Here is a 12731-nt window from a genome sequence, read left to right as displayed (position 1 = left end):
GTATTTCAATTTTTCAAATGATTAAATTTCTTTTAAAATTAAATTGTGAAAAAATTCATTCAAGCGATATTGGAGGAGAAAACATGAGTGAAAAGGGCTATCATGTAGCTATAGTTGGGGCTACAGGTGCAGTAGGTCAAAAAATTATTGAACTGTTAGAACGAGAAACAAAGTTTAATATAAAAGAAATTACATTGCTTTCGTCAAAACGCTCTGCTGGTAAAACAGTACAATTTAAAGGGCAAGAAATTATTATACAAGAGGCAAAAACAACTAGTTTCGAAGGGGTAGATATTGCATTTTTTAGCGCAGGCGGAGAAGTTTCTAGACAATATGTAAATCACGCAGTTTCTAGCGGTGCTATTGTAATTGACAACACAAGTGAATACCGAATGGCACATGATGTACCACTCGTTGTTCCAGAAGTAAATGCACACACTTTAAAGGAGCATAAAGGTATCATTGCAGTTCCGAATTGCTCAGCGCTACAGATGGTAACGGCCCTTCAGCCGATTCGAAAATCATTCGGTTTAGGACGGATAATCGTTTCCACATATCAAGCTGTATCAGGTTCGGGAATTCATGCGATTCATGAATTAAAAGAACAGGCTAAGTCGATGCTCGCAGGTGATGAGGTGAAGAGTACTATATTGCCTGCGAAAAAAGATAAAAAACATTATCCAATTGCGTTTAATGTATTGCCTCAAGTAGATATATTTACAGAAAATGATTTCACATTCGAAGAAGTAAAGATGATTCAAGAAACGAAGAAAATTTTAGAAGATCCAAATTTAAAAATGGCAGCCACTTGCGTCCGAGTTCCAGTTGTATCGGGACATTCAGAATCGGTTTATATTGAACTTGAAAAAGAAGCGACCGTTGCAGAAATTAAAGAAGTACTATTGAATGCACCAGGTGTTATTTTACAAGATAATCCTAATGAACAAATTTATCCAATGCCATTATATGCAGAGGGGAAAAGAGATACATTTGTAGGAAGAATCCGCAAAGATCCTGATACGCCAAAAGCATTCCATCTTTGGATAGTCTCTGATAATTTATTAAAAGGTGCAGCTTGGAACTCAGTTCAAATCGCAGAGACATTGGTGGAAAAAGGGATTATTTAGTGTAGGGTTATTTGAAAATTAAAAACGGTAATAACTGGGGAAATGTTAATTGGTATGCTTTCCTAGTTCTTACTTAATGAGTATTTTACTAACTTCAATTAAATATTAATTGAAGTTAGTTTTTATTGTATTTTTATAAATATCAACTTTATCTGCAGAAAATTTTAAAGCTTTAGGTTCTCCATTAATTGTAAGGTTAATATTAATTGTTAAAGGCATTTCGACCTTTTTCACTACATCTTCTATAGCAATATACTCATCTTCTTGTTCGTTATAAAAAACAACGGAACTAATTAATACCTCGTTATTTTCAATATCAATACTACACATCATGGGGAATTTCTCGCCATTATTTAGTATTAATTTTCCCGATACTATTGAACCGTTTAACTCTTCTGTAAAATTTATTGTTTCTGCTGGTTTTACCCACGTCTCATCGCACTCTTCGTTTTCCTCTTCATCTAGTGCCCATTCCCATATTGGGTTTTGTTTTAAGTCTTCAATAGTTAATTCGTTAATTGGTTTGCTATTACTCATTAATATATTCTCCTCTTACCCTGATAAATGGATGATTAAAACAACCTATTCTTTAATTGTAAAATGTGGCTTTTTGTAATTCTATAAATACAAGTTTGCTCGTTTTAATAAATAGTGGATTGCCAATAAGAAGTTTCACTGTAGAGTTTTATCCATTTGAAATAATTTAATCTAATCTTGAAAGGTTGTACTAAAAGCCTATTCTTACGGTGATTTTAACAAGGTTTTAATTAGACAGCAAATAATGTCTTATGAAAAAGAAAACCGTGGTTGTAATGGAAGTATAGCAAAAAACATCAAGAATAAATAAAAGTATTTTGGTAGGATATGGATATATTCAGTGTAAAGGGGAGATTATGGTGTATCAAGTAAAGGGGTACTTTTCATCGCTAAAAGGAAGTCATTATAAAATTGGAAAACAGCAAGGGGAATTTGTGAAAAATCATCCGTATCTCATTCCACAATTTATACAGCAAGAACATTTAATATCAAATAACCATTGGACAGAATCTAGAAATGTACTAAACCAATATTGTCCAGGAATTAATGAAGAAATTGAAGGGTTTTGTGAAGTATTGAAAATTCCTTCTAGCAATATGATGTATTATTATCAAACACTATTAAAAGCAGGTTGTAGTCATTGTGCAGTATTACCACAAAAGACGGATTCAGAGCATACGTGTGTATTAAGAAATTACGATTTATCACCAAAAATAGATGATATGCGTTTTTGCTCGACGCATGTTGAAGGTGCGTATGTACATAGTGGTTTTTCTACTCAATATTTCGGACGAACAGAAGGAGTTAACGAGCATGGGTTATCTGTTACATTTTCTGCATGTGGTCAACCTGTAGGGAATATTGAAGGTTTAAGAAAGCCGATGGTAAGTGGCTTGCAATGTTTTGCGGTAATTCGAGTATTATTAGAAAGATGTAAAAATGTGCAGGAGGCAAAGTTACTAATAGAAGAAATGCCAATCGCAAGTAATATTAATATAATCGTGACTGATCCTTTAGAAGCGGCACATATTGAAATATTTGATGGGCACAAATCAATAAAAACAATTGAAGATAATAATCATGCTTTTATTGTATCTACGAATCATGCGGTTAGTTTATCCATTAAAAAGCTAAATAATAGAAAGCTAGAACAATCTACGAAGAGATATCACATTTTACATGAGCATTTAAACCGAAATGAACATGTGAGTATGGAATCTTTAAAAGGATTGGTAGAGTGTGAATATCCTATAGGATTGACAGTGCATAACTATGAAGAATGGTTTGGGACGTTGCATTCTGTTTTGTTTGATTTACATGACCGTTCAATGAATATTTGCTTCGGATCGCCACTTTTCAACGAGTGGTACTCATTGAAAGTTGGAGAAAGCCTTCCGTTTTCCGAGGTGAGTGTGAACTTTAAAAATAGTAAATATACTGATTTTTGGAGAGAAGACAAAAATGAATGGATTCCTAAAGATTAAAAAGGGGTAAAATGGAGGGGCGGAAATAGACAGGAGGGGTTGCCATTGCTACAAGCTATGTTACCAATTGTTCTTATCTTTTCTCTAGTCGCTTCGATGTATATAATTTATCAAAAAAGAAAAAAAGCGGGGATAAAAGGATTAAAAAGTGCAGTAACTTCTATTTGTTGCTTTTTAATTGCAATATTAAATTTGTTTGCATATTGGCTTCATTTTGGAGGTGTTTTTACTTGGATATTTTCAATCGTATTATTGCTAGTGGGGGCATATTTTACAAAATATATTCCACTCTCTAAAAAGGTACATTAAAATTGTATGAGTTTATACGTATCGGTTTTATCCCATATTAACGGCCAGCCCGATTGTTGTGGGCTAATAATCAGTGGGGGATGAGCAAAACCCCCCACTGATTAAAGTTTCACTATATTTCGTAATGAAAAGAGATTATTCTATTAAGTCGATGTGCATCGGCTTAATAGAATAATCTTTTTTTTATGTTTATTTTTGTAGAGAATGTACTGTTATTTTTAGTTGTTCAATAAATTCACGGGTTGCAGCGCACATATATTTATCTTTTCTAAAAATAAGTCCTATATCTATTGTTGGAATGGGGTTTTTAATTCTAATAGCCTGAATGTGTTCGTTTTGCAAAAAGTCTATATACGGTTTTGGTAAAACTGTAATTCCCATACCTTTTGAAACCATTTGAATTAAAGCTTCCATCGTACTAATTTCTAAAATTGGTTTCGGTTTAAAGTTAAAGTTTTGACAATGGGATGTAATTAGTTCTGTTAAAAAGAAATTTTTAGGTAAAAGAATTAAAGGATAGTCCTGTAATTCTGCAATTGATACACAATCACGTTCAGTTAAAGTATGACCAGTGGGTACGACTAATGTAAGTTCACTTTTATAAAGCGGGATCGATACAACTTCTTTATCTTGTACCGGAAGAAATGTAATGCCAATATCTAATTCATTTTGTAATAATTTTTCACGAATTTCTCCTGTGCGAAGACCTAGTACAGAAAGCTTGATATTTGGATATAGATTATTGAAGTTCAATATGGCTGGCGGTAATAAATAATTTACGACGGTTAATAAAGAGCCGATTGCTAAGGAACCATACTGTAATCCATTTAAATCTTGAATGGCAGAACGGGCTTGTTCGACTTCATGAAAAATTGTTTTACTATGCGATATTAAAATTCTTCCTGCTTCAGTTAAAGATATTTTTTTACCAATTCGATCGAAAAGTGGCATTCCCACTTCATGTTCTAATGCGCGTATTTGTTGACTTAGTGAAGGTTGTGAAATATTTAATTTCTCGGCTGCTTTTGTGAAATGTAATTCTTTTGAAACAGCTAAAAAGTATTCTAATTGCCGTAATTCGATGGGAATCACCTCAAGTTTAATTATAGGATATACCTATCATTATTATATAAATAATTGAATTGAACAATGGTTTTAAGGGATTTATAATCACCTTATCAGAAATGAATTGATTATAAAAAATGGATAGGGGGGTGAAATAATAAATCAATTTTTTGAAAAGTTATGCCGATAGTAAGAGGAGGAATTAAAATGACTAAAGCGTATGAAGTATTATCTCTAAATATAGGACTACCAAAAGAGGTTATTTATGGTGGGAAGTTAATTCAAACAGGGATAAATAAAAAGCAAGTAAAGGAACCGGTTTTTTTATCCTTTTTAAAGTTTAATGGAGATGGACAAGCGGATTTAGTTCATCATGGAGGGGTAGATAAAGCGGTTTGTGTTTATTCTGGTGACCATTATCCGTACTGGGAAAAAGAGTTGAATCAAGAGCTTGTATATGGGGCTTTCGGTGAAAATATAACAGTAAGAGGAATGCGTGAAGAGGATGTTTGTATCGGAGACACGTTTCAATTTGGAGAAGCGACTGTACAAATAACGCAGCCAAGACAACCATGTTTTAAATTAGCGAAGAAATATAACATTCCAAAGCTACCATTATATTTTCAAGATACAGGCTATACAGGGTTTTATTTTCGAGTATTAAAAGAAGGATGGATATCGCCAATTGATACTTTAAAGTTGTTGAAGCCTGATCCAAAAGGTGTGTCAGTTTCGTTTGCTAATCGCATAATGCATAAAGAAAAACAAAACTTTGAAGGACTCAAAAGAATTTTAGAAGTAAATGCACTTTCAGCTAGTTGGAGAAAAACGTTTGAAAAGCGTATAAAGGGAGAAGAAATTAATACGAAGGAACGACTTGAAGGAACAAAAGAATAAATGAATAATAATTTTATAAATGGTGCATTTGTAATAGTAAAAGTTAATTAGAAAGCACTATTTTTATATAATAAACAAATTAATATTTAAAAATCTTAATATTAATTTGTTTTACTTATCTTTAAATAGTCAAAAGAAAAAATAAATTCGACTATTTTTTATATTTTATGATACTATATTGATTTGAAAGACCTATTATTCTAGGAGTAGGTCATATAAGTATATTTAATTTAATGGAATTGATGTATGGAGGGACAACATGGGGAATGTTGATAATTTTGCAAATCTTCTATTAGAAGAACCGAAAAGGGAGTAGTTATTTCCTTTATTTGAAGAAGTGTTTGGGATTACAAATCAAACATGGCATGATTTTTCAGCGAAAGGATATTGGGATTATACATACAAAGCATTATCATTTTTACAAGATGATAGTGTGATTGCAAATGCTGCGGCATTTTCACTTCCACTACTAATTAATGGTGAAAAAATAAGTGCAGCCGGTATTCAATCAGTAATGACACATCCGGATTTTCGTAGACAAGGACTTATGACACAATTGCTTAATAAGTTGATAGAAGAAATAGATAAGCAATGTGAATGTATTCTCTTGTTTACTGAAAATCCGAAACTATATACATCATTTGGTTTTCAAATTGTGCAGGAATATTTGATGACTGTACCATACGATAAAAAAAATAATAAAGATTCTTTGCTTAGAAAGTTAGATTTTTATAATGAAGAGGATAGACAATTAATAAGTGAAACCATTGCTAATAGCCAAAGGCTTTCTAATATGTTTTCAACATTAAACTACCAACCTTCTTTTTATTTAAATATGTATGATTCGAAATGGAATGAAAAACTGTATTATTCTAAGAAACTAGATACGATGATCGTTTATGAAGTAGAAAATGAAAAGCTAAAATTATTTGGAGTATTTGCTCTGGTACTTCCAATTTTAGATGAGTTATGCGTGGAAATTTCTGAATCGTTTAAGGAGATTGAATTTTATTTTTACCCAGATCAATTAGGAATTGATGATGTGCAATTAACAGAATTACAATCTAGTAAATATTTAATGGTTCGAAGTAATAAAGAGCTAGATTTTAAAGGTTATAAATTCCCGGTCTTAACGGAGTTTTAAATAGTAATTCAAACGCTTTTTTATGGAGGAATTATGAAAACATCATATATACCAAATCATATTGAGCAACTTACTGTAATGAACACACCTAAATACGCCAAACTGGAAGACAATCATACATTCATAGTCCATTCGAAAGAAGAAACAGATTTTTGGCTGAAAACACATTATGGTTTTGAAGTAATGAATGGCCATGTATTTTATGATGAGATAATGACAGATTTTCAGGCTGAAGTTCAATTGCGCATGAATCCAAATGCGATATACGATCAAGCGGGTCTTTTTGTTATGACTTCGGAAAACTGTTGGTTAAAAACATCTTTAGAATATATTCCTGAAGGTCCATCTCATCTAGGGGCTGTCGTAACGAATAATGGATATTCTGATTGGTCAACGCAAGACTATCCAAATGAGTTTGCGAGGAAACAACTAAGTTTTCGAATTATTCGAAAACTTAGTGATTATTCGATATATGTGAAAACAAATCAGCAATGGGAACAAATAAGAATCGCTCATTTGATGGAGGATATAGGTAATGTGCCTGTGAAAATAGGATTTTACACGTGTAGTCCTTCTAAAAATAATGGATTCGAGACCGAGTTTTTCGATTTTACAATTGAACAAATATAGATATAAAAACCGCATTCTTATTAAATGAGAATGCGGTTTTTATTAAGTTAAAGAGTATTCGTATCAACTGCCAGAAAAAATTCTCTGTGGATTAAAGTTCCATTTTATTGACTAAAAATGATTTAATACTTATCATTTAATAATGTTAAATATTAATTTGCATAATAAACTAGAAATAGTAAGGAAATAACAGTCTATATGACTTAAAGAAGGAGGGAGTTGAATTATACAATAATAATTTCATAAAAAAGGAGATTATGTATGAAATCATTCCGCAAGTTATTACAATATTTAAGACCATACATGTTCTTCGCTATAATCGGACCATTATTTATGGTACTGGAAGTTGCGATGGACCTAATTCAACCGACTATAATGCAGCATATTATTGATGTTGGCATTGCAAATCGGGATTTGAATTATGTAATAAAAATGGGGCTTCTAATGATAGGGGCGGCGGCGCTTGGATTAATTGGTGGGCTTGGCTGTATGATGTATTCTACAAAAGCAGCTGTTAATTTTGCTACAGATATAAGAAAAGAAGTGTTTACAAAAATTGAAACATTTTCTAGTAAAAATCGTGATTCATTCGGAACAGGTAAATTATTAACAATCGTAACAAATGATATTACATCAATTCAATCAGCGATGACTATGATGTTACGTGTCCTTGTTCGTGGTCCGTTATTGTTTATAGGGAGTATAATTATTGTTTTTGTAACAGCGAGAGAGTTATTTCCTATTTTACTTGTAGTTGTACCGATTTTATTAATTGCGATTGTACTCATTGCGAGTCAAGCGAGCGGATCGTTTAAAAAGGTGCAAGAAGCATTGGATAAAGTAAATACAAAGTTACAAGAAAATTTATCTGGAGTACGTGTTATAAAAGCGTATGTAAGACAGAAATATGAAATCTCACAGTTTGGAAATGTTAACAAAAACTTAACGAAGATAAATATTCGGGCTGTGCAGCTCATTTCGTTAATGATGCCGATTATTATGCTAGTTGTAAATGGCGGGATTGTTGCAACTTTATGGATAGGTGGAGAAAAAGTATTTAATGGTACACTCCAAGTAGGGGCTATTTTAGCTTTTATTAACTATTTAAATATCATTTTAATGTCACTTATGTCTATTAGTATGGTATTTATTCAAATTGCACGTGCTTTTCCATCTGCGGATCGTGTACAGCAAGTTTTAGATACTGAAGTGGACATTGTAAGTGAAACAAATGCATTTGACACAGAGCATGTAGAAGGAAGTATTGAGTTTAATCATGTTAGCTATAGCTACATAAAAAATAATGAATATGTTTTAAAGGATATTTCATTTAATGTTCGTAAAGGTGAAAAGGTAGGGATTATCGGTTCTACAGGAAGCGGTAAGTCTACATTAGCAAAGTTACTACCACGTCTTTATGATGTTGATCAAGGAGAAATATGTATTGATGGTATAAATGTAAAAACATATGATCTCCAAAAACTTCGCGCATCAATCGGCTTTGTACCTCAAAAGGCAGTGTTGTTCTCCGGGAGTATAGAAGAGAATATGCGTTATGGCAAAGAAAATGCCTCACATGATGAATTAGAAATAGCTGCTTCATCTGCCTGTGCGACTGAGTTTATTAATAAGCTAGAGGACTCTTATCAATATAACTTAACACAAGGTGCAACGAATTTATCTGGTGGTCAAAAACAACGCTTATCCATTGCAAGAGCGCTTGTGAGAAAGCCGTCAATTCTTATATTAGATGATTCTACATCAGCAGTTGACGCAAAATCCGAGGCAAACATACAAGAAGCATTAAGAACAGAGTATAAAGGAACAACGATATTATTAATTGCATCCAAAATCTCTTCTATAATGGATGCCGATAAAATTCTTGTACTAGATAACGGTGAATTAGTTGGAAATGGTACACATGAACAACTGTTAGAACAATGTGAAGTCTATCAGGAAACTTATCTTTCCCAAGGTGGCAATATACAGAAAGAAGGCGGGAAAGAAAATGCGTAATTTTCAAGGACAATTTGCTAATAAAGGTGGACGTAACGCACCGAAGATGGGAAAAGCGCAGAATACTAGAGGAACTGTAATGCGGATATGGAACTATATGGGGTATCAAAAAGCCTCGCTTATGTTCGTTATTTTTCTAGTATTTGTTACTACATTACTCGGATTATTAGGTCCGTATTATATGGGAGTAATTATTGACCAATACATTGTGCCAAAAGATTTAAGTGGTACTGCGAGAATGTGTATGCTACTTATCGCAATTTATGGTATAACGGTGCTTCTAACATGGCTACAAACGTTTGTAATGATTAACGTTGCATTAAAAACAATACAAAAAATACGACAAGATATTTTTGAGAAAATCCAAACACTTTCGCTACGATTCTTTGATATTCGTTCTCAAGGTGATTTAATGAGTCGAGTGACAAACGATATTGATAATTTAAATCAAGCTTTGACACAAAGTGTTGTACAGATTATTTCATCAGCGTTAACATTTATAGGTGTAACGATTGCGATGTTTTCATTAGATTGGATTTTAGCAATTGTAACTTTAATTACAGTGCCAATTATGTTTTTCGTTACAAAAAAACTAGTTGCATATAGTGGTAAAAACTTTGCGAAGCGTCAAAAAGATTTAGGTGAATTAAACGGATTTATCGAGGAAGCTATTACAGGTGCAGACGTTACAACATTGTACGGAAAAGAAAAAGAAACAGTACAGAATTTTAATAAGATAAATGAACAGCTAAGAATTTCAGCTACAAAATCTGATACGTTTTCAGCTTTTATTTTTCCAAGCATGAACTTTATTAATAACTTAGGAATGGGGCTTGTAATTGGTGCTGGATCCGTTATGGTTTTAAATGGTATGACAACAGTAGGTGTTATTGCGGCTTTTATTAACTATTCTCGTCAATTTTCAAGACCTCTTAGTCAATTTGCAACTTTAATGAATACGATTCAAGCTGCAGTTGCTGGAGGAGAACGCGTCTTTGAAATTATGGATGAAGTACCAGAAATTCAAAATAAAAAAGATGCATTAGTTGTACAAAAATTGCAAGGAAATGTAGTGCTTGAGAAAGTTTCATTTGGGTATGCGGAAAATAAAACGATTTTAAAAGATGTGAGTCTTGAGGCAAAACCTGGTGAGACAATCGCTTTAGTTGGTCCAACTGGATCAGGAAAAACAACAATTATTAATTTGTTAACTCGCTTTTATGATATTCAAAAAGGACAAATTAACATTGATGGAAAAGATATAAAGAATTATGATATTAATTCTTTGCGAAGTAAAATAGGGGTTGTTTTACAAGATACGTATTTATTTGCAGGAACAATAATGGATAACATTCGTTATGGACGTTTAAATGCAAGTGATGAAGAAGTAATTGCAGCAGCTAAAGCAGCTTCAGCTCATTCTTTTATTAAGCATTTGCCAAGTCAATATGAAACAGAAATTGCTTCAGAAGGATCGAATTTAAGTCAAGGACAAAAACAACTCCTTGCAATTGCGAGAGCGATTTTAGCCGATGCAGATATATTAATTCTCGATGAAGCAACATCTAATATTGATACGAGAACAGAATTGCAAATTCAAGCAGGATTAAATAATTTAATGAGAGGGAGAACAAGTTTTGTAATCGCTCATCGACTTAAAACCATTGAAAAAGCAGATCAAATACTCGTTATTAAAGATGGTAGTATTTTTGAAAGAGGGAATCATGAATCTCTAATGGAAGATAGAGGATTTTACTTCGATTTGTATACGAGTCAGTTTAAAATTTAAGCAAATATTGATGTAATGCGGTTTCTCGTAAAAGAGAAACCGCATTTTTAATTATATAGGTATGGATTTCTAATCTTTTGGTAGTATTAATTGTTAGGAAAACATAAATCGGAAAATACAGTTTGGTATTCTGGATTAATCGAAGATCAGTAGTTAAGGTTGCATAGTATTTATAGTTTTTTTCTAATTTTTCAAGTGTTGTCAAATAAATATTCTTCATTATAAAAATGAGAAATCAAAGTAGTCTTAATGAAACCCTCCTCCTTATATAAAACTCTTCTTATTTAGTATGATATGGTGGGGATTTTGTTGCTAGAAGGCGCCCACCTTACGACTTCAAAAGTAAAAAGGATAGGTGAGAGGATCTACAGTTAAAAATTAGCGTAGCTATGGACCTAGTTGATAATAATTGAAATAGCACTAAAAACTAATAAAATTGCCATAATGATGTTAAATAGTTGGTTATGTTTTAATAAAAGTTTTTGGAATAGCGAACCGAATAGGCACCAACTAAACGTACTCATTAAACCGACTACACCTAAAAATAATGAAAAAAGAAGGTAACTAGAATATGAATTGTAGTAAGGGAGAATAAAAGTTGATACTACAGTCAGTCCGAATAAAATTCCTTTTGGGTTAACGAATTGAAGTGCAATTCCTACTAAAAATAAACTTTTATAACTTTTTTTCTTTGTATCTATGTTGTTTTTACTAGTGAGTATTTTAAAAGCTAAATACAGCATATAAGCTACACCTAAAAATTTTAAAGGGAATTCAATTATTGGCAAAATGTTTATAAGTACGATATTAAAGAAACTACATAAAGAAGTGATGATGAAAAAACCGAAAGCCACTCCTAAACAAAATTTAATGCTTCTTTTTAACCCATGTTGGTTGGCGTATGTCATAGCTAAAAAATTGTTAGGGCCTGGTGTGAAGCTGCTAATAAAGACGAATATTAAAAAAGAAAATATAGACATTTCAAAACCTCCCTGTAATTTGTATGTTATAATGACCGAAAAGAACAATATAACGTGTGCTTTTTATTATACATAACGGACGTTATATTGTATATGATATAGGGGTGTTTTTTTATGGAGGAAATTCAACTTATCCTTGCAAAAAATTTAAAAGCAATTCGAGAGAAAGAAAAGCTGAGTTTAGAAAAAGTTTCACAATTAAGTGGTGTAAGTAAAACGATGATCGGACAAATTGAAAGGGGAGAATCTAGTCCGACACTTACAACGATTTGGAAAATTGCTAATGGACTGAAAGTGTCTTTTACTTCTTTAATCAATAATCCACAGCCAGATACGAAAGTTATTTTACGAAATGATGTTCAAGTATTATCTGAAGGCAATGGGAGATATAAAGTTTATCCATCATTTCCTTTCCAAGATGATAGACATTTTGAAATCTATACTGTTGAAATTGACACTGAAGGAAAGTTAAGTTCTGAAGCGCATAAAGAAGGAACTGAAGAATTTATTACGGTGTTTGATGGTGAATTGACAATTGAAGTAAATGATTTCCAATATAAATTAAATAGTGGAGATTCAATTAGGTTTAAAGCGGATAGACAACATAGTTATTATAATTCAGGAGACATTCTAACGCGGTTGAGTATGACAATATATTATCCAGTTTCATAAAATGGTATTTACATAAAAATTATAATGAGATTCGTAAGTATAAAACCATCTATATAAGGTGGTTTTTATTTTGTGACAAAT

General features: G+C 32.2%; 11 protein-coding genes and 2 pseudogenes. 9 read left to right on the top strand and 4 right to left on the bottom strand.

Annotation, left to right across the window (positions count from 1 at the left end):
* Window positions 1–83: 83 nt before the first annotated feature.
* Entirely contained in the window at window positions 84–1127 is a 1044-nt protein-coding gene (locus MR109_RS16290) for an aspartate-semialdehyde dehydrogenase (RefSeq protein WP_242273039.1), read from the top strand.
* Window positions 1128–1232: 105 nt separating this feature from the next.
* Here the strand turns inward: MR109_RS16290 and MR109_RS16285 are convergent, their stop codons facing one another.
* Window positions 1233–1664, bottom strand: a complete 432-nt coding sequence (locus MR109_RS16285; RefSeq protein WP_242273037.1) for a hypothetical protein — start codon at window positions 1662–1664, stop codon at window positions 1233–1235.
* 359 nt (window positions 1665–2023) lie between these two features.
* Here MR109_RS16285 and MR109_RS16280 point away from each other — a divergent pair, with 359 nt between their 5' ends.
* Both MR109_RS16280 and MR109_RS16275 read left to right on the top strand, forming a co-directional pair.
* Window positions 2024–3148 carry a C45 family autoproteolytic acyltransferase/hydrolase gene (locus tag MR109_RS16280; protein WP_242273034.1) on the top strand — a complete coding sequence of 375 codons (1125 nt, stop codon included), beginning with the start codon at window positions 2024–2026 and terminating at the stop codon, window positions 3146–3148.
* Between the two features lie 45 nt (window positions 3149–3193).
* Entirely contained in the window at window positions 3194–3457 is a 264-nt protein-coding gene (locus tag MR109_RS16275; protein WP_071719781.1) for a hypothetical protein, read from the top strand.
* Between the two features lie 189 nt (window positions 3458–3646).
* Here the strand turns inward: MR109_RS16275 and MR109_RS16270 are convergent, their stop codons facing one another.
* Window positions 3647–4549 (bottom strand): LysR family transcriptional regulator, encoded by a 903-nt coding sequence (locus MR109_RS16270; RefSeq protein WP_242273032.1) that lies wholly within the window; start codon window positions 4547–4549, stop codon window positions 3647–3649.
* A gap of 180 nt (window positions 4550–4729) precedes the next feature.
* On the opposite strand from MR109_RS16270, the gene MR109_RS16265 reads away from it, so the two are divergent.
* The 5 genes and pseudogenes from MR109_RS16265 (at window position 4730) to MR109_RS16245 (ending at window position 10998) form a co-directional block, all read left to right on the top strand.
* Window positions 4730–5419, top strand: coding sequence for an MOSC domain-containing protein (locus MR109_RS16265; protein WP_242273030.1), 690 nt, complete (start codon window positions 4730–4732; stop codon window positions 5417–5419).
* Between the two features lie 259 nt (window positions 5420–5678).
* Window positions 5679–6563: pseudogene (locus MR109_RS16260) on the top strand (GNAT family N-acetyltransferase).
* Window positions 6564–6596: 33 nt separating this feature from the next.
* Window positions 6597–7193 (top strand): DUF1349 domain-containing protein, encoded by a 597-nt coding sequence (locus tag MR109_RS16255; protein ID WP_242273028.1) that lies wholly within the window; start codon window positions 6597–6599, stop codon window positions 7191–7193.
* A gap of 261 nt (window positions 7194–7454) precedes the next feature.
* A complete protein-coding gene (locus MR109_RS16250; protein WP_242273026.1) occupies window positions 7455–9209 on the top strand; it encodes an ABC transporter ATP-binding protein in 1755 nt (584 codons plus the stop codon).
* On the top strand, window positions 9202–10998 hold the full coding sequence (locus MR109_RS16245) for an ABC transporter ATP-binding protein (RefSeq protein WP_242273024.1): 1797 nt from the start codon (window positions 9202–9204) through the stop codon (window positions 10996–10998). The genes MR109_RS16250 and MR109_RS16245 overlap by 8 nt, the downstream gene beginning before the upstream one ends.
* A gap of 86 nt (window positions 10999–11084) precedes the next feature.
* Here the strand turns inward: MR109_RS16245 and MR109_RS16240 are convergent.
* Window positions 11085–11206 (bottom strand): annotated as a pseudogene (locus MR109_RS16240) (glycosyltransferase family 2 protein); the annotation flags it as partial.
* 187 nt (window positions 11207–11393) lie between these two features.
* Window positions 11394–11978 (bottom strand): LysE family transporter, encoded by a 585-nt coding sequence (locus MR109_RS16235; protein WP_242273020.1) that lies wholly within the window; start codon window positions 11976–11978, stop codon window positions 11394–11396.
* 114 nt (window positions 11979–12092) lie between these two features.
* On the opposite strand from MR109_RS16235, the gene MR109_RS16230 reads away from it, so the two are divergent.
* Window positions 12093–12650: a helix-turn-helix domain-containing protein gene (locus tag MR109_RS16230; protein ID WP_242273017.1), complete on the top strand. Its 558-nt coding sequence runs from the start codon at window positions 12093–12095 to the stop codon at window positions 12648–12650.
* Window positions 12651–12731: the final 81 nt, after the last annotated feature.

The organism is Bacillus cereus group sp. BfR-BA-01310 (assembly GCF_022664325.1).
Classification (GTDB): Bacteria; Bacillota; Bacilli; order Bacillales; family Bacillaceae_G; genus Bacillus_A; species Bacillus_A paramycoides.
Note: the sequence above shows the minus strand (reverse complement) of the source record. Positions and strands in the feature narration are given on the sequence as shown.

Bases quoted from the DNA above. Each gene is read 5' to 3' on its own strand.
- MR109_RS16290 (WP_242273039.1), top strand. From the start codon at position 84: ATGAGTGAAAAGGGCTATCATGTAGCTATAGTTGGGGCTACAGGTGCA.
- MR109_RS16285 (WP_242273037.1), bottom strand. From the start codon at position 1,664: ATGAGTAATAGCAAACCAATTAACGAATTAACTATTGAAGACTTAAAA.
- MR109_RS16265 (WP_242273030.1), top strand. From the start codon at position 4,730: ATGACTAAAGCGTATGAAGTATTATCTCTAAATATAGGACTACCAAAA.
- MR109_RS16255 (WP_242273028.1), top strand. From the start codon at position 6,597: ATGAAAACATCATATATACCAAATCATATTGAGCAACTTACTGTAATG.
- MR109_RS16250 (WP_242273026.1), top strand. From the start codon at position 7,455: ATGAAATCATTCCGCAAGTTATTACAATATTTAAGACCATACATGTTC.
- MR109_RS16245 (WP_242273024.1), top strand. From the start codon at position 9,202: ATGCGTAATTTTCAAGGACAATTTGCTAATAAAGGTGGACGTAACGCA.
- MR109_RS16235 (WP_242273020.1), bottom strand. From the start codon at position 11,978: ATGTCTATATTTTCTTTTTTAATATTCGTCTTTATTAGCAGCTTCACA.
- MR109_RS16230 (WP_242273017.1), top strand. From the start codon at position 12,093: ATGGAGGAAATTCAACTTATCCTTGCAAAAAATTTAAAAGCAATTCGA.